Below are 18,579 nucleotides of genomic sequence, written 5' to 3'. Positions count from 1 at the left end.
ACGGCGAACATGCGAGGGGTCCCAGCCGCGCACATGCGGCTCGGACCCCTTCCGCAGTCAGTCCGACGGATGCTGCTGCCCGGGCTCGATATCGTCAGAGCGCCAGCGGTTGGCTGGTCACAGGAACTCGCTGCGGTAGGTCGAGGCCAGCTCGGCACCGAGGCGGCGGCGTTCGGCGAGTTCGTCAGGTGAGAGCTGCGGCGGCGGTGCGTCCTTGCCCGCGACGACGTCGCCGATGCGGGTGAAGTACTCGTCCTGCCCGGCCGGGGTGCACATACAGAGCATGTGGGCCGGCGCACCTGAGGTATTGCGGAAGTTGTGCGGTGCGTTGGCCGGGATGTTGATCGTGGAGCCGGCCCGCACGACGTGCTTCTCGCCGCGGAAGGTGAACTCGATCTCGCCCTCCAGGATCGTGAACATCTCCTCGAAGTCGTGCCGGTGCGGCGGTGGCCCGCCGCCGTCGGGGACGCGCATGTCGATCAGGCAGTACGCGCCGTTGGTCTGCTCGCCCGTGATCAACATGCCGTAGGTGTTGCCCACCAGGGAGATGTAGGTCGTGGCGGGATCGTCGGGGTCCGCCACGGTCAGCGAGCGAGTGGGATCGTCGTCGGGAATCATCGGAATCGTCTCCTGGGGTGTGCGGTCGGTTGGTTCGATCGGCCGGGCGACGGTGCGTCCCCGAAGGCAACTCGACGGGGCCGCTTGTCTGATCCTCGTGGAGAGCACCGCCACCTCGCGTGCTTTCCGGTGGCTGCCCGGGACTGTCACTGCTGCGGCTCCTGCGCCTCGGCCACCTGCACGCACCGGGCCATCTAACAGCGCCAACTGGGGGCGACGACGCCGGCCTCTGGGTGGCCCTGCTGCTCGCCACCCCGGCCGGTCTGTTCGGCGCCAACCAGCTCAGCCAAGGGATCTGGGGCAGCCAAGGGGGTGGACCGACCCTGGCTGCCTTCGCCGTCACCACCGGGTCGATCCTTCTCGTGGGCGCGGCGCTGCTGACAGTTGTCCTCGCCGGTCGGGCCACACGACATCGGACCGGTCTTGATCGACTCGGGATTCAGGAAGGCGGGCGGTCCTGGCTGCTCGGATACCGCGACTTTCAGGAAGTCGAGTGGATCAAGCCGCCGGGGCCGCGTTGCAGGCCGCAGGCACCGCGCTGCGGTTGGTGGGTGGTTGAGCTGCTGCTGGGCGGGTACGGGGTCGGGCATGCGGATCGTGGTGGTGGGGGCGAGCGGCAACGTCGGTACGGCGCTGCTGCGGCGGCTGCGCCGGGAGCGGGGCGTGGAGTTGGCCGGGGTCGTTCGACGGTTGCCCGGTCCGGATGCTGGCGAGCCGTACGACCAGGTGGAGTGGCACTCCTGCGACATCGGCGCGCCGGGCGCGGCCGGGCAGCTCGCCGAGGTGTTCGCGGGTGCGGACGCGGTGGTCCACCTGGCCTGGCAGATCCAGCCCAGTCACGACCAGCGGGTGTTGCGCCGGACCAACGTCGAGGGCAGTCGGGCGGTGATCGACGCGGTGGTCCGGGCCGGTGTGCCGGCCCTGGTGTACGCCTCGTCGGTCGGCACCTACGCGCCCGGCCCGAAGGACCACCCGATCAGTGAGCGGTGGCCGGCCACCGGTGTGCCCGGTTCGTCGTACAGCGAGCACAAGGCTGAGGTGGAGGCGCTGCTGGACGGGGTTGAGCAGGATCATCCGACGCTGCGGGTGGTACGGATGCGACCTGGGTTGATCTTCCAGCGGGCCGCCGGTGCGGAGATCACGCGTTACTTCCTCGGCCCGCTGGCACCGGTGCGGCTGCTGCGCTTCGGCCGGATCCCGCTGGTGCCGACGAACCGCCGGTTGCGGATGCAGGCGGTGCACGCCGATGACGTGGCCGATGCGTACACCCGGGCGGTGTTGGGTGATGCGCGCGGCGCCTTCAATGTCGCCGCGGACCCGGTGCTCACTCCGGAGCTGGTGGCCCGGCACTTCCATGGTTGGACGGTGCCGGTCGCCGCGCCGGTGTTGCGGGCGGCGGCGGCGCTGACCTGGCGGGCGCGGCTGCAACCGGTCGACGCGGGCTGGGTGGAGTTGGGTCTGAACGCCCCGCTGATGTCCAGCGAGCGCGCGGAGACCGAGCTGGGCTGGCACCCCAGGATCAGTGCGCTGACGGCGCTCAGGGAACTCTTCGTCGGAATGGCCGACGGCGATCACACGACAAGCCCACCGATGTCCGGCGCGCGGGATCTGCCCGGCCGCCCGGCCGCCCTCCTTCACGCCCGCCCTCCGGGCGAGGGAAACCCCTACTGAGGTACGCGCGGCCTCAGCTCAGTTTCGAGCCCGTCACCGTGGGGTTGCGGGCGCCCAGGAAGAAGATGCCGGGGAAGCCGCGGGTCTCGAACTTGGCGCTGGGATTGCGGCGCAGTGTCGAGTTTTCGATCTTCATCGTGCCGGTGCGGTTGTTGCTCACGAAGAAGACAGCGCCGCCGCCCTCGTTGGCAGTGTTGTTCTCGATGATCGTGCCGGCGATCCGTACGGTGAACTCGTTGCCGTCGCAGTAGATCGCGCCGCCGCTGCCGCCGCCGGGCGTGCCGGACTTGGCCGGGTTGGCGCCGCTGCCGATCGCCTCGTTGTCCCGGAGCAGGCTGTTCAGCACAACCCACGACACACCGATGCTGCTCAACGCCCCTCCGTTGGAGCAGGAACCGCCGTCGAAGGTGCTGCTCACCACGTACACCGGCTTGTTCTCGTACTGGCTCAGCACCCGGATGGCCGCGCCACCCAGGTCGGGGCCGGTGCGGTCGCAGCGGTTGCGGACGAAGCGCGAGTTGACCACCTTCAGCCGCCCGCCGCGTACGAAGATCGCCCCACCGCCGCCGCCCTCGGCCTTCTCGCCCGTGGAGTTGCCGTCGGCGAAGGTGAGGTTCTGCACTGTGAGCTGTGGGTGATCCTGGTTCTGGCAGTGCGAGGTGGTGAAGCCCTGGGCCTCGTCGCAGGTGTTCATGTAGAGGATGCGGCGCTGCCCCTGGCCGCTCAGCGTGACAGTGCCGCCGCCGTCCAGCACGATCTTCGGCCCGTTGGCGTTGCGGACCTTCGCGGTGGCGGCCATCTTGATCGTCACCGGGGCCGGTCCACAGTTGAACCTGATGACACCGCCGGTGGCGACGGCCTTCACGACCGCCGCGGAGGTGCAGCTCGCCGGGGTGCCGGTGCCGATGGTCCGGGTCGGCTTCGAGGTGTCCACCGCCCGCGCCTCGACCGGCACTGTGGCCTTACCGTTCGGGTTGCCGGCCGCGAGCACCTTGGTGGCGGGCTTCGGGCTCGCGCTGGCCCCCGGCCCGCCGAGGCCGTCCCGGGCCCCCGGCGCCTCACCCTGACCGCCGGTCGGCAGGGCCGTCGGCGAGGCGGTCGAGCCGGCCTCGAAGGTGGGGGCCGGGTCGTTGGGCGCGCAGGCGGGCAGGGTCGCGGTGGCGACACCGAGGACGAGGAGAGCGGCAAGCGACGTCATGCGCACCCCGTGATGCTAGGAGCCGCGACGGCGTCGCGACGAATCCGCCGAGCCGGTTTAAGGCGCCGTTAAGCCACGTCGGGCGCGGGCGGCAGACCGCTCTCAGAAGTCGGCGAAGAGGTACGGCACCCGGCGGGGGAAGAGGCCGCGCAGCTCCGTGGCGGCGTCCACAGGCACCTCACCCAGACCGCGTAGCGGCAACTCGGCCGGGTCCAGCACCCCGTACGCGAGGGCGGAGAGCCCGGCGGCGGTGAGCGTGGCGGTCGGGGCGTGGCCGGTGGTGTCGTCGACCAGTGCCAGCGCGCCTGTCGTGCCGTCGAGCAGGTGGGTGCCGGCAAGCCAGCGATCCCCGGTCAGCTCGATCCGCACCCGACCCGGGCCGGCGGGCAGCCCGCTCAACGCGTCCAGCGACAGCAGCCGGGCCATCGGCGCGGACGAACCCGGCACGGCCGTGCGGGCCTCGACGTGCACGTCCAGGTCGGTCAGCCACAGCTCGGGCAACTCGTCCGGCGGAACCTGAACGGTGATCCGTTCGATCTGGTCGACGTGCCGGGCGAAGAACTGCAACAGCAGCGTCCGCGCGAGTGGGTCGGTGACCAGCAGTTCGTTGCCGTGCAGCGTGCCGCCGTGCTCGTCGATTCGGTACGTCACCGCGCCGGTGACCTCCCCGCCGACCCGGGCGGTGAGCAGCCAGTACTCGTCACGGTCGCGCATCCCGACCGCCCGGTGGTCGGGGAAGATCGCGAAGCCGTGTCGTTCCTGGAGGTTGCGCTCGGTGAACGCCCGCCATGCCGGGTAGCCGGCGGCGATGCGTTCCCAGCCCACCTCGCCGGGCAGGTCCACCCGGAGCAGCGAGCCCAGGTTGGCCGGCGTGAAGGTGACCCGGCGGGGCTTGGGCAGCCCGACGTAGCCGAACCGGGCGTAGAAGCTGGGACGGAACGGATAGAGCGCGCTGAGCAGGTGGCCCTCGTCGCGCATCTCGTCGAGGAGTTGGTGCAGCAACGTCCGGACGTGCCCCTGCCGGCGGGCCAGCGGATGGGTCGCCACCCCGGCGACACCGGCCATCGGCAGCACCACCCCGCGCAGGTTCTGTCGCATCGGAATGGCCGAGGCGGCGGCCAACGTGGTGCCGTCCTCCTCGACGATCAGCGTCCGGTTGCCCTGGTTGTAGGGCAGGTAGTCGCGGAACTCGGCGGTCCGCGCGGCACTGAGCGGCGAGGACTCGAAGGCGTACGCGGCCAGCGGGAAGCTGGTGGTGAGACGGTCGTCGTCGGTCACCCGGCGGATGGTCATTCGCCCATCTCAACCCGCCGCGCGGGTGGCAGCAACCGGATTGGCCCGATCCGCGACGCCGGCCGACGGTCAGCCGGCCGGCAGGTGCCGCACGGGTCAGCGGGCGACGACGTCGGAGACCACGACTGTGACGTTGTCCGGCGCGCCGGCGTGGTGGGCCAGCTTCACCAACTGCTCACCGCACTGCTGACGGTCGGCGTACATGCCCAGGGCCGCCGCGATGGCCTCGTCCTCGACGTAGTCGGAGAGCCCGTCGCTGCACAGCAACAGCCGGTCGCCGGGGACCACTGTGAGCACACCGACAGCGGGTGGGGTGTCGGCGCCCTGCACGGCCCGGGTCACCAGGGACCGCTGCGGGTGGTGGCGGGCCTGCTCGGGAGAGAGGGTGCCCTGGTCGACAAGCGCCTGCACGAACGTGTCGTCCCGGGTGAGCTGGGTCAGCTCCCCGTCGCGCAGCAGGTAGCAGCGGGAGTCGCCCACCTGGGCCAGCACCAGCGTCTCCCCGGCCAGCAGCGCCGCGGTGAGCGTCGTACCCATGCCGTCCCGGCTCGGGTCGACGGTGATCGCGGCGTGGATGCGCTGGTTGGCGGTGCTGACCACGGCACGCAGTGCGTCGGCGGCACCGTCGGGGTCGGTGGGCGGAGCCAGCTCGTCCAGGATCCGGATCACGATCTCGCTCGCCACCTCGCCCGCAGGCAGCCCACCCATGCCGTCGGCGACGGCGATCAGGCGGTCACCGGCGAGGGCGGAGTCCTCGTTGTTGGTGCGCACCAAGCCGATGTCGTTGAGGATGACCGAGCGGAGGATCAGCGTCATGGGGTCAAGCTTGCCAAGAACAACCCGCATTCGTCTCTACGCCTCCTACCTAGGTCGAGAAATGATTGCGATTTTCGTCGACCGGCCCGACGGTCCATGGCCGATCGGCGGGGCCTCAGCGGCGCGGATAGCGCAGTAGCAGGCTCGCCGCGACCTCCTCGTCACCCACCGCCGCGTAGCTGTGTGGCACGTCCGACGCCCAGCGGAGGTGACCGCCGGCCGAGGCGGTCAGCGGTGCGTCGGCCGGTCCGGCGCGCAGCACCCCGGCGAAGACGGTGACGTGCTCGGTGACCCCCGGCGGGTGGGCGGGGGAGAGCTGCCCGGGGCCGGGCGCGACCCGCATCCGGTACAGCTCGTAGGTCGCGTCGGTGTCGGTGAACACCTCCAGCAGGGTGGCGCTGACCGCGGCGCCGTGCACGGTCGGGCCGGCGGCCGGCTCCGCCAACACTGCCGTCAGCGGTACGCCGAGCTGCGCGGTGACCGCCCAGAGCGTCTCCAGGGTCGGGTTGCGGGTGCCGTTCTCCAGGCCGGAGAGGGTGGCCTTTCCGACGCCGGCGAGCCGGGCGAGTGTGGACAGCGAGATCCCCTGCTCCTCGCGCAGTGCACGGACCCGGCGGCCGACGACGGCGGGATCCACGTCGAGGTCCGGACGCGGCTCTGGTGGTGGGTGCGGCACCCGGCTATCGTGCTACACGCTGCCGTTCCGTAAACGGAACAGTCGGGAGGGTGGAGTGGCCGGACGCGTACAACCGGTGCTGGCGGGTGTGGTGACGGCGCTCGTGGGCTTCGCCAGTTCGTTCACCGTCGTGCTGGCCGGGCTCCGAGCGGCGGGCGCGTCGGACGCCCAGGCCGCCTCCGGCCTGCTCGCTCTCTGCGTGGCGAGCGGGCTCGTCGCCGCCTGGCTGGGCTGGCGGTACCGGATACCGATGAGCGCGGCCTGGTCCACGCCGGGCGCGGCGCTGCTGGTGGCTACCGGGCCGCCACCGGGCGGATGGCGGGTAGCGGTGGGCGCCTTCCTCGTCTCCGGTGTGCTGATCGTCGCGGCCGGACTGTTCCCGCCACTGGGCCGCGCGGTGGCCGCCATCCCCAAGCCGGTGGCCGGCGCGATGCTCGCCGGGGTGCTGCTGCCGCTGTGCACAGCCCCGGTCCGCGCGCTTGTCGAACTGCCGATGGTGGCCGGGCCGGTGGTGGTCGGCTGGCTGCTGCTGCACCGGTTCGCCCGCCGCTGGGCGGTGCCCGGTGCGCTGGTGGTGGCGGTGGCGGCGATCGCACTGACCGCACCGCCGGCCGGCCTGACCGGCGCCGCGCTGATCCCGTCGATCACGCTGACCGCGCCGGCCTTGAACGCGTCCGCACTTGTCGGACTGGCCCTGCCGCTGTTCCTGGTCACCATGGCCGCGCAGAACGTACCCGGCATGGCGGTGCTCGTCGGTTACGGCTACCGGCCGCCGTTCGGCGCCGCGCTGCGGACCACCGGCCTGGCCAGCCTGCTCGCCGCCCCGGCCGGCGGGCACGCGGTGAACCTCGCGGCGATCACCGCCGCGCTGGCCGCCGGCCCCGACGCGCACCCCGACCCGGAGCGCCGGTGGATCGCCTCGGTCACCGCCGGCGCTGGACTGGCAGTGCTCGGTCTGGGTGCCGGCGTGGCCACCACACTTGTCGCGGTCGCCCCACCGATCCTCATCGAGGCGGTCGCCGGGCTGGCGCTACTGGGCGCACTCGCCACCGCGCTCGCCTCGGCGGTGACCGACCCGGCGACCCGCGAGGCCGCCGTGGTCACCTTCGTGGTGACCGCGTCCGGGGTGACGCTGATCGGCGTGGGCGGCGCGTTCTGGGGCCTGGTCGCGGGCTGCCTGATGCTGCTGCTCTTCCACCGCCGCCAACCCGCCGCGCCGGACCAGCCCATCCCCGCCGCAGGGGAAGGGCGGGGTGGTCACTCCTCGGGCGGCAGGTCTGCCACACCGACGGCCAGGAGGACCCGGCCGTCGGCCACCGACCCGATCCGGTCGGCCGGTACGTAGACCGCGCCGGTGCGGGTCAGCTCGGTCGAGACCTTCAGGTAGCCGCTGTGCAGCAGCCGCGCCGCCAGATCGGCCGGGACGTCCGGCTCCTCGACCGCTGTCGCTTCGATCAGCTCGTCCAGGCTGCTGCCCGGGTCGGCGGTCGGTGTCTGGACGGTCACCGCGTTCGGGTCGCCCCGCTGGACGAGGTCGACGGTCCCGACCTCGGTGCCGGCTGAATCGATCACCGGCATCCCGGTGGTGATCCGCGAGATGGTCGCCTGCTGCTCGTCCTGCTGGTCCATCCCGCTGCGGTTCCCAGGGCGGCACGCCGCTAAACGCCGTCGCTCGCAGGCACCGCCGCTTCGCTGGCGCGCGTCGCTTTGCCCGCTCGCCGATGGGGTAGCGGCAGTGGCTCGAGGCGATGGGCCGGAGAGCGTGATGACTGTGTGGCATCAATATGCCTCAGAGTCATCACCGTGAGAGCAGTACCGCCACCGGGAGGCGGAGCAACGGTGGCGGACGAAGGGCCCCGCACTGTCTGCTGCACCCGCCCGCTCAGCTGTACGGGAGGGTCCAGCCGCCGGGCGGGCGCGGGGACAGCTCCCGCCAGGTGTCCGGGCCGTCGAGCAGCGCCCGGACGGTGTCCTCGGCCTCGTCCGCACTGCCGTACTCGTAGAAACGGGAGATGCCCTCGGCGCCGCCGGCCCGCTGCTCGACGTGCCACCGGTCGGCGTCCACCCGTAGGAAGACGTCCCGCCGGGCCAGCCGCCCCCACTTCCCGTTCCACCAGTGCTTTCGCTGCTCCATGGCGGGACTCTATCGAACACACGTACGAGAAGGTGCGGCCCCTGCGGGAATCCCGCAGGGGCCGATGTGCATCCGTTCGGGTCAGCGCTGCGTCGGCGGCTCGGGACGCCGGCCCAGCACGTCGTCCAGCGCCCCGCGCTGCTGGCCCGGGGTGGTGTGACCGGCGGAGACCAGGGCGTCCCGGATCTCGGTGAGCAGCTTGACCTCCTCGCTCGGCGCCGCCGGCGGCGGCTCCTCGCCCCGCTGCCGCCGCTCGGCCAGCTTGTTCATCGGGAACACCACGAAGAAGTAGAGCACCGCCGCGGTGAGCAGGAAGGTGATCAGGGCGTTGATGAACCCCGCCCAGTCCATGTAGTTTCCCTCGCTGATCCTCCACTGACCGGCGAACTGGTCCTCTCCGCCGCCGACCAGCTTGATGATCGGCTTGAGGAACGAGGTCGTGAGGGCGGTGACCACGCCCGTGAACGCGGCGCCGATGACGACACCGACCGCCAGGTCGACGACGTTGCCGCGCATGATGAAGTCTTTGAAGCCCTTGAGCATTCGTACTCCCGAGGTGTCCGCTTTTCTGTCGGGCACAACCTATGCCCGTTCGGCGGGTTCCAGAAAAGCGCCGGCTTCGAGTGCCGCACGGCCGGGATCGCCGGCCCGGATCGCCTCGACCAACCGGGTGTGGTCGACGTAACGCTCGGGGGTGAGCGCCCCACCCATGGCCTGGGCGACGGTGCTGCGCAGGGCGGTGCCCACCGAGGCGTACAGCTCGGCGAGCATGGCGTTGTGCGCGGCGGCGACCACCGCCGTGTGCAGCGCCACGTCGGCCTCGACGAACGCGTCGACCCGGCCCCCGTGCCAGGCGGCCTCGCGCTGGGCGAGCGCGCCGTCGAGCGCCGCCAGGTCCTCGGGTGTACGCCTCAGCGCGGCGAGCCGGGCGGCCTCCACCTCGAAGGCACGGCGTACCTCGATGACCTCGGTCATCCGGTCGTCGCCGAGCCGGCGGGCGACCACCGGCGCCAGTTCGTCGGTGGACACCACGTAGGTGCCGGAGCCCTGCCGGCACTCCAGCACTCCGGCGTGCACCAGGGCGCGGACGGCCTCGCGGATCGTGTTGCGCCCGACGCCCAGCGCGGCGACCAGTTGTGGCTCGGTGGGGATGCGCCCGCCGACGGGCCATTCGCCGCCGAGGATCCGGGCGCGGAGTTGCTCGGTGGTCTGCCGGACCCGGTGGCCGCGAGGCGGCACGGCGGGCTGGCCGGGGGGAGGCACTGGCGGCGTGGAGGGGGATTCAACAGACGGTGGCACTGGTTACATCACCGGTCCCAAATTCATCCCATGATTGTAGGTTAGAGGTCATGACCCCGCCACCAACCGCCGCTCCGGCGCTGCCCGCCCCCGTCGCCGTCGACCCTCCCCAGACGCGGGACCCCGGCGCCGGCCGGCGGACGCACCCGGCGACCGGTGGCGCGCTGGTGCTGGTCGGGATGCTGCTGGTCGCGCTCAACCTGCGTGCCGTGGTGACGAGCCTCGGCGCGCTGCTCGACGAGGTCCGCGACGGGCTGGGCCTCTCCGGCGTCACCGCCGGCCTGGTCACCACCCTGCCGACCATCGCGTTCGCCGGCCTCGGCGCGCTCACCCCGTGGCTGGTCCGCCGGGTGGCACCGGCCCGGGTGCTGGTGGTCGCCATGTTCGCCCTCGCCGTCGGCCAGGTGCTCCGGGTCGCCACCGACTCGGCCCTGATCTTCGTGCTCACCAGCGCGCTGGCGCTGTCCGGCATCGCGGTCGCCAACATCCTGCTGCCGATGCTCGTCAAGCAGCACTTCCCGCACCGCACCGGCCTGGTCACCGGGGCGTACACGATGGCGTTGACAGTGGGCACGACGGTGGCCGCCGCCTCCGCGGTGCCGATCGCGCACGCCTTCGGGTCGTGGCGGGCCGGGCTCGGCGTCTGGGCCGCGATGGCCGCGGTGGCCGTACTCCCGTGGGTGCCGCTGGCGCTGCGGACCCGCGCCGCGGCGCGGCGGGCGACCCCGACGGCGGTCGTCGCCACGCCCACGCGGGTCCGGCCGGCGCGGACCCGGCTCGGCTGGGCGATGGCCGTCTACTTCGGGGCGCAGTCGCTCAGCGGGTACGCGATCATGGGTTGGCTGGCCCAGCTGTTCCGCGACGCCGGTTACCAGCCGGAGTCGGCCGGGCTGCTGCTCGCCGGGGTGACCGCGCTCGGCGTGCCGATCGCGCTGCTGATGCCCACCCTGGCCGGTCGGCTCGGCAGCCTGCGTCCGCTGGTGCTCGGGCTGACCACCGCGTCGGCGCTGGCCTACCTGGGGTTGGCGCTCGCTCCGCACGGTGCCGCGCTGCTCTGGGTCGCCCTCCTGGCGATCGGCCAGGGCGCGTTCCCGATGATCCTGACCGCCATCGGCCTGCGCGCCCGCACCGCCGAGGGGACTGTCGCGCTCTCCGCGTTCGCGCAGAGCACCGGGTACGTGATCGCCGCCCTCGGCCCACTGATGGTCGGCATCCTCTACGAGGCCACCGGCGGCTGGACCGCGCCGATCGGGTTCCTGCTGGGCGCCCTGGCCGTGCAGACGACGGCGGGCATGGCGATCGCTCGTCCCCGTTACGTCGAGGACGAGTGACGCACTCGGACGGTCAGGAGGAAGCCGGCGTCGACTCGCCGGCGACTGCCTCATCCACCGTCGGGTAGGTGTGCAGCACCTCGACCAGCCCGCTCACCTCAAGGATGCGCAGCACACCGCGCTGCGGGGCGGCCAGCCGGACGACGCCGCCAGCCTCGTCGCAGCTGTTCTTGGCGCGGACGAAGACCGACAGACCTGTCGAGTCGCAGAACGAGACGTCCGCCAGGTCGAACACCAGCCGGTTGCGGCCCTTGTCGAGCAGGTCGGTGATCTGGTCCTGTAGCTGCGGTGCAGTGGCCATGTCCAGCTCGCCCGCGACCGCCACGACGACCACGTCGCCGCGTTGTTCCGTGTGCACCGTCAACGACATTCGCCAGACCTCCTGTTATCGGGGGAACGGTATCCCACGACCATGGTCGGACGTAGCACGGGAGCCGTGATCCGGTGGCTCTCGTCATTCTGTTGCTACGGGGCAAGTAGTTGGTCGGCCCCCGGTGATAGAGTCCGCCCGGTCCAGGTCAAGGGGGTTCGAAATGGCGTTGAGCACCGAAGAAAGTGGTCGGCTCGCCGCGCTGCTGAGCGGGCAGGACGAACGGGTCACAACTCGGTGGACCGAGATCGTCACCAGGTCGTTGCGCGGCCGACTGAGCCAGGCGGAGCTGCGCCGACAGGTCCAGGACCTGCACCACGCCATCGTCGCCACCGGCGACAAGGGCACCATCGACCTGTCCGCCGAGAGCGCCGGCGAACTGCGCGCCGCGCTCTCCGAGCTGTCCCGTGGCCGGGCCCGCCAGGGCTTCTCCGCCACCGAGACCACGATCAGCGTCTTCGCGCTGAAGGACGTGCTGGCCGAGCTGGTGCAGGAGGCCGGCGGCCCGAACGCGTTGCAGGATTACGTCGCCTTCTCGAAGCTGGTCGACGAGATGGGCCTGTTCACCTTCGAGAGCTTCGTCCGCACCCGGGAGAGCCTGATCGCCGATCAGGCCGAGCAGCTGCTCGAACTCTCCACGCCGGTGGTCAAGCTCTGGGAGGGTGTCGTCGCCGTCCCGCTGGTCGGCACCCTGGACTCGGCCCGGGCCCAGGTCGTCATGGAGCGGCTGCTGCAGACCCTGGTCGACACCGGCTCGCCGTACGCGATCATCGACATCACCGGCGTACCAGCGGTGGACACCCAGGTCGCCCAGCACATCCTGAAGACCGTGGTCGCCGCCCGGCTGATGGGCGCCGACTGCATCATCTCCGGCATTCGCCCGCAGATCGCGCAGACCATCGTGGCGCTCGGCATCGAGTTCGGCGACATCGCCACCAAGGCGAGCCTCGCCGACGCGCTGCGTCACGTGCTGCGGCTCAGCGAGGTGGAAACCGCTCGCCGCCAGCCGCGTCGGGGCGTCTGATGGAAAGGGTGCCGATCCTCAAGATCGGTGACATTCTGCTCGTCTCGATCCAGCTCGACATGTCCGACCAGACGGCGGTCGCGCTCCAGGAGGACCTGGCCGAGCGGATCGTCGCCACCGGCTGCCACGGCGTCATCATCGACATCACCGCGCTGGACATCGTCGACTCGTTCGTCGGGCGGATGCTCTCCACCATCGCGTCGATCTCCAAGGTGCTCGACGCGGAGACGGTGGTGGTCGGGATGCGTCCGGCAGTCGCCATCACACTTGTCGAACTCGGGCTGTCGTTGAACGGCATCCGTACCGCGCTGAACGTCGAGCGCGGCATGGAACTGATCGCGGCGGCCCACGCCGACGAGCTCGACTACCAGCTCGACGACGATCCGGACGCCGAGACGGCCACGCCGTGACCGCGGGCATCGACCTGGGCCAGCCACAGGCGCAGTCGGTCCGCAGCGATGAGGACGTGGTACGCGTCCGGCAGTTGGTCCGCGCCGTGGCGGTGGCCGTCAAGTTGTCCCTCGTGGACCAGACGAAGGTGGTCACCGCGGCGAGCGAGTTGGCCCGCAACACCCTGGTGTACGGCGGTGGCGGCTCGGTCGAGGTGACGACCGTGGACAACGGCCGACGCAAGGGCGTGCGGATCGTCTTCGCCGACTCCGGACCGGGCATCGCCGATCTGAATCTGGCCATGACCGACGGCTACACCAGCGGCGGTGGGCTCGGCCTCGGGCTGAGCGGGTCCCGTCGACTGGTCGACGAGTTCGAGATCGAGACTTCTCCGGACACCGGCACGCGGATCACGGTCACCAAGTGGTCCCGGTGAACGCCGACGCGGTCACCGACAGTGGCATCTGGTTCCGGGTGGAGGCCAGCAGCGCGGCGAGCGCCGTCCGGCGCGCCGCCGAGCGCCTCGGCGCCCAGGTGGAAATGGGTGCGGTGCGCATCGCCGACCTGGCTATCGTCGCAGCCGAGCTGACCAGCAACCTGGTCAAGCACGCCGACGAGGGTGTGCTGCTGCTCCGGCCGGTGCGCCGTGCCGGGCAGGCCGGCGTGGAACTGATCGCCATCGACTCCGGGCCCGGCATGGCCGACCTGACCGTCTCGTCCCAGGACGGGCACTCCACCACCGGCACGCTCGGCATCGGTCTGGGTGCCATCGTGAGGCAGGCCAGCTGGTTCGACGGATACTCGCTGCCGGGCAAGGGCACCGTCCTCGCCGTGCAGGTCTGGCCGGCGGAGCCGGCACGGCCGTCCTGGGCCGGTGCTCTCACCCGACCGCTGACCGGCGAAACGGTAAGCGGCGACGGCTACGCCGTGCGGGTCGCCGACGGGCGGCACCAGGTGCTGGTCAGCGACGGGTTGGGGCACGGCCCGCTGGCCGGCGCCGCCACCGACGCGGCCCTGGCCGCGTTCCGGGACGCCCCGGCCGGTCCACCGGCGGTGGTGGTCGGTCACCTCCACCGGAGCATGTCGCACACCCGTGGCGCGGCGCTCGCGGTCGCCGAGCTGGCACCGGCGGCCGGTGTGCTGCACTACGCCGGCCTGGGCAACATCTCCGGTGTGGTCGTCGAGGGCGGCGGCCAGCGCCGGGGGCTGGTGTCGCTGCCCGGCATCGCCGGCCACCAACGGCCGACCATCCGGGAGTACGACTACCCGTTCGGTCCCGGTGCCCGGCTGGTGATGCACAGCGACGGGGTGGTCGACAGGTGGCGGATGGCCGACTACCCGGGTCTGATGGAGAGATCCCCGCTGGTCATGGCGGCGACCCTGCTGCGTGACGCCGGTGTACGACGCGACGACGCCTGCGTACTGGTCGCGAGGTCCTGGGCATGAGCGGGGAGCCGGCAGCGCTGCCGCTGCTCCAGATGGCGCTGCGGGTCGAGCAGGACATCTTCGTGATCCGCCAGCGGGGCCGCGAGGTGGCCACGGTGGTCGGTCTGGAACACCAGGACCAGATCCGCATCGCCACCGCGCTCAGCGAGGTCGCCCGGGACCTGCTCGGCACGACCGGCGGTGCCGACGTCTCGTTCCACGTCGACGCGGGTGCCGACGGCCGGTTCCACCTGCGCGCCGACCTGGCCCCGGTGTCCCCGCTCCCGGACGGTCGCTACCAACCGCAGTCCGGCGCGGTGTCCCGACTGGTTGACACACTGAGCGTGTCGACCGTCGAGGGGGTTACGGTCGTAAGGATGTCCCGACGAGTCCCGGCCAGCGCGCCGACGCCGACCCCGGAGCGGCTCGCCGAGTTCCGTACCGAACTCGGCCGTACCGCGCCGGCCAGTGCCTTGGACGAGCTGACCGTGCAGAACGGGCAGCTCATCGCCGCACTCGACGAGGTGCGCAGTCAGCGCGACGAGCTGGCCGTGCTCAACGAGGAGCTGGCCGAGACCAACCGGGGGGTGCTGGCGCTCTACAACCAGCTCACCGAGGAGCTGGAGGAGACCAACCGCGGCGTCGTCGCCCTCTACGCCGAGCTGGACGAGAAGTCCGCTCAGCTCCGTGCGGCGAGTGAGTCGAAGAGCCGGTTCCTGGCCAACGTGAGCCACGAGTTGCGCGCCCCGGTCACCGCGATCATCGGCCTGGGGCGGCTGCTCACCGACTCCGCCTCCGACCCGCTCACCGACGAGCAGGGCCGCCAGGTCGACCTGATCCGCTCGTCGGCGGCAGACCTGCTCAACCTGGTCAACGAACTCCTCGACCTGGCCAAGGCGGAATCCGGCCGGATCGAGCCAGACCTGGCCGAGGTCGACCTGCGCCCGGTCTTCGGTCAACTCCGCGGCACCCTGCGCGCCCTGGCCACCCGCCCGGAGGTGGAGTTGGTCGTCGAGGAACCGGCCGCGCCGGCCCTGCTGCGCACCGACGAGGTGCTGCTCGGCCAGGTGCTGCGCAATCTGCTGCACAACGGGTTGAAGTTCACCGAACGCGGCGAGGTACGACTGCGGGCCAGCCAACACGGCGACCGTTGGCATTTCACGGTCAGCGACACCGGGCCGGGCATCGCTCCCGAGCTGCACGACCGGATCTTCGAGGAGTTCTACCAGGTGCCGGGAGCCACCCGCGTCGGCGGCACCGGCCTCGGCCTGCCGTACGCCCGGCGGTTGGTGACGCTGCTGGGCGGGACGCTGGAGCTGACCAGCGCGCCGGGCGAAGGCAGCACGTTCACCGTCTCCCTGCCCACCGGCGGGGCGTGACGGCATGGACGGCCTGCCGACAACCATCCTGGTGGTCGACGACAGTCGTACCAAGCGTTACCTACTGGTCAGCTGGCTGACCAGGGCCGGGTTCACAGTGCTGGAAGCCGAGAACGGCGCCGAGGCGTTGGCTCGGGTCGAGGTGGACCGGATCGACCTGGTGGTGCTCGACGTCCGGTTGCCCGACCTGAGCGGGTACGAAGTCTGCGAACAGATCAAGGCGCGGCACCCGGCGATGCCGGTGATCCACGTGTCGGCGCACGCCGTGGACGTGGCCGACCGCGCCCAAGGGCTGACCCGGGGCGCGGACGCGTACCTGACCGAGCCCATCGAGCCCGAGGAGCTGATCGCCACCACGCGGGCGGTGCTGCGCTACTACCAGGCACGGCAGCGCGCCGAACTGCTCGCCGAGCGGTTGCTCGGGTTGGCCGACACGACAGTGGCGGTGCACGCCGCGCCGACCTTCGCGCGTCTGCTGGAGGCCGCCGCCGAGGGTGCCGCCCAGATCTTCAGAAGCCCGGCGGCGGTGATCGCCGAGACCTTCGACGGCGACTGCCTCGCGGGGATCTGCGCCGGTCCCGGCGCGGTGGCCGCCGTGGTGCCGTGGGTCGTCGACGACACCGGGGTGCCCACCGGCGCCACGGTCCGGGTGGAGGCCCCGGCGAGCTGGGCGCTCGTCGAGTGGCCGGCGGACGACACGGTGACCATCGCCGCCGCCAAGCTGCGCGAGGATCGCGCCCCGCTGTACGTGGTGGTCCCGACCGCCACCCAGACCGCGCGAACCCCGGTGCTCAAGCAGTTGGCCCAGGCGGTGGCGGCGGCAGTCGAGGGGCAACGCTCGTTCGACGAGGAGCACCGGATCGCGGTCACCCTCCAACGCAGCCTGCTCCCGCGCGGCCTGCCCACAGTGGCCGGCCTCGATTTCGCGGTGCGCTACGAACCGGCGAGCGCACAGACCGAGGTGGGTGGCGACTTCTACGAGCTGGTGATGCTCGACGGGCATCTGCTGATGGCGATCGGGGACGTCGCCGGCCACTCGCTGCACGCGGCGACAGTGATGGCCGAGCTGCGGCACGCCGTGCGGGCGTACGCGGTCGAGGGCCACCAGCCCGGCGAGATCCTGCACCGGGTCAACGAGCTGATGCGGACGCTGCTGCCGAACGAGGTCGCGACGCTCTGCGTACTGCTGCTGCACCCGGCGACCGGACGGGTCCGGCTGGCCAGCGCCGGGCACCTTCCGCCGCTGCTGATCATGGACGGCAAGGTCGATTTCGTGCAGCACTCCGCGCCGCTGCTCGGCATCCGCGCCCCTCGCCCGGCCGACCTGGAGTTCGTGGTGCCGGCCGGAGCCACGCTGGTCCTCTACACCGACGGGCTGATCGAGCGACGGGACGCCACCATCGACGAGGGGCTGTCCGCGCTGGCCGCGGTCGCCGCGACTGTCGACGGTGACCTGGACCAGTTCTGCGCCCGGCTGCTGGTGGAGCTGGCCCCACCGGAGATCCAGGACGACGTCGCCGTGGTCGTCCTGCGTCGCCGCTGATCTGCCAGCTGTCCCGGCCTTCTCTCTCGGCTTCCTCAGCGCACCGAGCGGGCGTACGCGGCGGGGGACACCCCGGCCACGGCGGTGAAGTCGCGGACCAGGTGGGCCTGGTCGCTGTAGCCGAGGTCGGCGGCGAGGCCGGCCCAGCTCACCGGGCCGCCAGCGGCCTGTTCGACCGCCTCCTGGAGCCGGTAGCGGCGGATCACCCACTTCGGCCCGACCCCCACGTACTCCATGAAGAGCCGCTGCAACCGGCGGACCGGAACGTCGTGCCGCGCGGCGAAGTCGTCGACGCGCAGCACGGTCCGGTCGGTGCGGATCGCCTCGGCCAGCCGGACGGCCTCCTCGGCCACCGGGTCCGGTTCGGGTCGCCAAGCGGTGAGGAGGGTGTCCAAAGCCCGGCAGCGTTCGGTGTCGCTGGCCGCCGACGTGGCTGGTCCCGCGGGCCTGCCCGCGCACACCGGGAAACCCGGGTGGGTCAGCCGGCCGGTGGGCAGCGGCACCCTACGTCCGGTCAACTCACTGACCGGACGCTGCCAGAAGGCGTGGAAGCCGCCGGGGCGGAACTGCACCCCGGACACCCGGCCGGTGCCGCAGAGCGTGATCCGGAACAGGTCGCGGCCCACCCCGGCCACCTCGCCGGACTCGGGCCTGTCGCCATCGCCATCGCCATCGCTGTCGCTGTCGCTGTCGGAACACCACGTTCACCGCCGGGTGCGGCACGACCCGCTGCTCGAACGGCGCGTTCAACACCCAGTCGATCAACCAGTAGTGCTCGACCCACGGGCGCAGCGACTCCGCCGGCAGGTGTCGACGGAAGCGCACCTCGCGCAGCAGCCGCCCGGGGTCGAGAATCCCCCTGCTGTCGCCACGCGGTCGGTGTCGCATTTGTTCAAGACCACCCTCATACGCTGGCCATATGTCCACTCAGACTAGCGATTTGCTGGCCGCTGCGGCGCCGCGAACCGTCGATGTGGTGCGCGGTATCTCCGACGACCAGCTCGACCTGCCCACGCCGTGCCAGGAGTACGCGGTCCGTGATCTGCTCAATCATCTCTTCCAGGTGGTGGTCAACTTTCAGGACCTGGCCGAGAAGCGACAGGTGGAGTGGGCGGAGAAGCCCGACCACCTGGGCGACGGCTGGCGGGACCGCTTCGAGGCGGAAACCAGCCGATTGGTCGCCGCCTGGTCGGACCCGTCCACCCTGGAGGGCGTGTCACCCGGCATGGGCATGCCGCAGTCCGTCATCGGCGGTATGGCCCTGCTGGACCTGACCGTGCACGGCTGGGACCTCGCGGTCGCCACCGGCCTGCCGTACCACCCAGCGCCGGAGGCGGTGGCCGAGCTGCACGGTCTGGTGGAGCAGTTGGGCCCCACCGCCCGCAAAATGGGCGTCTTCGCCACCCCACCCC

At 71.6% G+C, this 18,579-nt stretch carries 22 protein-coding genes; 10 read left to right on the top strand and 12 right to left on the bottom strand.

From position 1 onward, the window contains the following. Window positions 1-117: 117 nt before the first annotated feature. Window positions 118-618, bottom strand: a complete 501-nt coding sequence (locus KBX71_RS13830; RefSeq protein WP_210818300.1) for a cupin domain-containing protein — start codon at window positions 616-618, stop codon at window positions 118-120. A gap of 588 nt (window positions 619-1,206) precedes the next feature. Between KBX71_RS13830 and KBX71_RS13825 the strand changes: the two genes are divergently transcribed. Further along, window positions 1,207-2,289, top strand: coding sequence for an NAD-dependent epimerase/dehydratase family protein (locus KBX71_RS13825; protein WP_210818299.1), 1,083 nt, complete (start codon window positions 1,207-1,209; stop codon window positions 2,287-2,289). 13 nt (window positions 2,290-2,302) lie between these two features. On the opposite strand, the gene KBX71_RS13820 is transcribed toward KBX71_RS13825, so the two are convergent. The 4 genes from KBX71_RS13820 to KBX71_RS13805 all read right to left on the bottom strand — a co-directional run bounded on the left by KBX71_RS13820 (window position 2,303) and on the right by KBX71_RS13805 (window position 6,272). Continuing rightward, window positions 2,303-3,487: a hypothetical protein gene (locus tag KBX71_RS13820; protein ID WP_210818420.1), complete on the bottom strand. Its 1,185-nt coding sequence runs from the start codon at window positions 3,485-3,487 to the stop codon at window positions 2,303-2,305. Window positions 3,488-3,589: 102 nt separating this feature from the next. Then, window positions 3,590-4,780: an enhanced intracellular survival protein Eis gene (gene eis / locus KBX71_RS13815; RefSeq protein WP_210818298.1), complete on the bottom strand. Its 1,191-nt coding sequence runs from the start codon at window positions 4,778-4,780 to the stop codon at window positions 3,590-3,592. A 96-nt stretch (window positions 4,781-4,876) separates the two neighbouring features. Further along, window positions 4,877-5,596 (bottom strand): PP2C family serine/threonine-protein phosphatase, encoded by a 720-nt coding sequence (locus KBX71_RS13810; protein WP_124770664.1) that lies wholly within the window; start codon window positions 5,594-5,596, stop codon window positions 4,877-4,879. 115 nt (window positions 5,597-5,711) lie between these two features. Then, window positions 5,712-6,272, bottom strand: coding sequence for an XRE family transcriptional regulator (locus KBX71_RS13805; RefSeq protein WP_307847062.1), 561 nt, complete (start codon window positions 6,270-6,272; stop codon window positions 5,712-5,714). Between the two features lie 55 nt (window positions 6,273-6,327). On the opposite strand from KBX71_RS13805, the gene KBX71_RS13800 reads away from it, so the two are divergent. Continuing rightward, the gene (locus KBX71_RS13800; protein WP_210818297.1) at window positions 6,328-7,617 is read left to right on the top strand and encodes a benzoate/H(+) symporter BenE family transporter; all 1,290 of its coding nucleotides are present in this window, start codon (window positions 6,328-6,330) and stop codon (window positions 7,615-7,617) included. Here KBX71_RS13800 and KBX71_RS13795 read toward each other — a convergent pair. The 4 genes from KBX71_RS13795 to KBX71_RS13780 all read right to left on the bottom strand — a co-directional run bounded on the left by KBX71_RS13795 (window position 7,530) and on the right by KBX71_RS13780 (window position 9,669). Next, window positions 7,530-7,901, bottom strand: a complete 372-nt coding sequence (locus KBX71_RS13795; protein WP_030486187.1) for a hypothetical protein — start codon at window positions 7,899-7,901, stop codon at window positions 7,530-7,532. The genes KBX71_RS13800 and KBX71_RS13795 overlap by 88 nt on opposite strands. A gap of 253 nt (window positions 7,902-8,154) precedes the next feature. After that, window positions 8,155-8,406 carry a hypothetical protein gene (locus tag KBX71_RS13790; protein ID WP_210818296.1) on the bottom strand — a complete coding sequence of 84 codons (252 nt, stop codon included), beginning with the start codon at window positions 8,404-8,406 and terminating at the stop codon, window positions 8,155-8,157. 81 nt (window positions 8,407-8,487) lie between these two features. Beyond that, the gene (gene mscL, locus KBX71_RS13785) at window positions 8,488-8,949 is read right to left on the bottom strand and encodes a large conductance mechanosensitive channel protein MscL (protein WP_210818418.1); all 462 of its coding nucleotides are present in this window, start codon (window positions 8,947-8,949) and stop codon (window positions 8,488-8,490) included. Between the two features lie 39 nt (window positions 8,950-8,988). Further along, window positions 8,989-9,669, bottom strand: coding sequence for a FadR/GntR family transcriptional regulator (locus KBX71_RS13780; RefSeq protein WP_210818295.1), 681 nt, complete (start codon window positions 9,667-9,669; stop codon window positions 8,989-8,991). Window positions 9,670-9,884: 215 nt separating this feature from the next. Between KBX71_RS13780 and KBX71_RS13775 the strand changes: the two genes are divergently transcribed. Then, window positions 9,885-11,036 (top strand): MFS transporter, encoded by a 1,152-nt coding sequence (locus KBX71_RS13775; RefSeq protein WP_247683451.1) that lies wholly within the window; start codon window positions 9,885-9,887, stop codon window positions 11,034-11,036. A gap of 13 nt (window positions 11,037-11,049) precedes the next feature. Here the strand turns inward: KBX71_RS13775 and KBX71_RS13770 are convergent, their stop codons facing one another. Continuing rightward, entirely contained in the window at window positions 11,050-11,406 is a 357-nt protein-coding gene (locus tag KBX71_RS13770; protein WP_091395791.1) for an STAS domain-containing protein, read from the bottom strand. Between the two features lie 163 nt (window positions 11,407-11,569). On the opposite strand from KBX71_RS13770, the gene KBX71_RS13765 reads away from it, so the two are divergent. Genes KBX71_RS13765 through KBX71_RS13740 form a run of 6 tightly spaced genes read left to right on the top strand, consistent with a single transcriptional unit; the run spans window position 11,570 to window position 17,167 of the window. Continuing rightward, window positions 11,570-12,430: an STAS domain-containing protein gene (locus tag KBX71_RS13765; protein ID WP_210818294.1), complete on the top strand. Its 861-nt coding sequence runs from the start codon at window positions 11,570-11,572 to the stop codon at window positions 12,428-12,430. Beyond that, a complete protein-coding gene (locus KBX71_RS13760) occupies window positions 12,430-12,840 on the top strand; it encodes an STAS domain-containing protein (protein WP_196920595.1) in 411 nt (136 codons plus the stop codon). Before KBX71_RS13765 ends, KBX71_RS13760 begins: the two co-directional genes overlap by 1 nt. After that, window positions 12,837-13,256: an anti-sigma regulatory factor gene (locus tag KBX71_RS13755; RefSeq protein ID WP_124823138.1), complete on the top strand. Its 420-nt coding sequence runs from the start codon at window positions 12,837-12,839 to the stop codon at window positions 13,254-13,256. The genes KBX71_RS13760 and KBX71_RS13755 overlap by 4 nt, the downstream gene beginning before the upstream one ends. After that, window positions 13,253-14,266: a SpoIIE family protein phosphatase gene (locus KBX71_RS13750; protein WP_124823143.1), complete on the top strand. Its 1,014-nt coding sequence runs from the start codon at window positions 13,253-13,255 to the stop codon at window positions 14,264-14,266. The genes KBX71_RS13755 and KBX71_RS13750 overlap by 4 nt, the downstream gene beginning before the upstream one ends. Next, complete coding sequence (locus tag KBX71_RS13745) at window positions 14,263-15,624, top strand: sensor histidine kinase (RefSeq protein ID WP_210818293.1); 1,362 nt, start codon at window positions 14,263-14,265, stop codon at window positions 15,622-15,624. The genes KBX71_RS13750 and KBX71_RS13745 overlap by 4 nt, the downstream gene beginning before the upstream one ends. 4 nt (window positions 15,625-15,628) lie before the next feature. Next, window positions 15,629-17,167 carry a SpoIIE family protein phosphatase gene (locus KBX71_RS13740; protein ID WP_210818292.1) on the top strand — a complete coding sequence of 513 codons (1,539 nt, stop codon included), beginning with the start codon at window positions 15,629-15,631 and terminating at the stop codon, window positions 17,165-17,167. A gap of 35 nt (window positions 17,168-17,202) precedes the next feature. On the opposite strand, the gene KBX71_RS34580 is transcribed toward KBX71_RS13740, so the two are convergent. Beyond that, window positions 17,203-17,793: an AraC family transcriptional regulator gene (locus tag KBX71_RS34580; protein WP_307847061.1), complete on the bottom strand. Its 591-nt coding sequence runs from the start codon at window positions 17,791-17,793 to the stop codon at window positions 17,203-17,205. Beyond that, window positions 17,687-18,055 (bottom strand): DUF6597 domain-containing transcriptional factor, encoded by a 369-nt coding sequence (locus tag KBX71_RS34830; protein WP_374102599.1) that lies wholly within the window; start codon window positions 18,053-18,055, stop codon window positions 17,687-17,689. Before KBX71_RS34830 ends, KBX71_RS34580 begins: the two co-directional genes overlap by 107 nt. Before the next feature lie 31 nt (window positions 18,056-18,086). Here KBX71_RS34830 and KBX71_RS13730 point away from each other — a divergent pair. Then, on the top strand, window positions 18,087-18,579 hold a 493-nt coding region (locus tag KBX71_RS13730), incomplete at its 3' end, for a TIGR03086 family metal-binding protein (RefSeq protein WP_210818291.1).

Source organism: Micromonospora sp. D93 (assembly GCF_018070365.1).
In the GTDB taxonomy this organism is placed as follows: Bacteria; Actinomycetota; Actinomycetes; order Mycobacteriales; family Micromonosporaceae; genus Micromonospora; species Micromonospora ureilytica.
The sequence above is the reverse complement of the archived record's forward strand: the minus strand, read 5'-3'. Positions and strand labels throughout refer to the sequence as shown.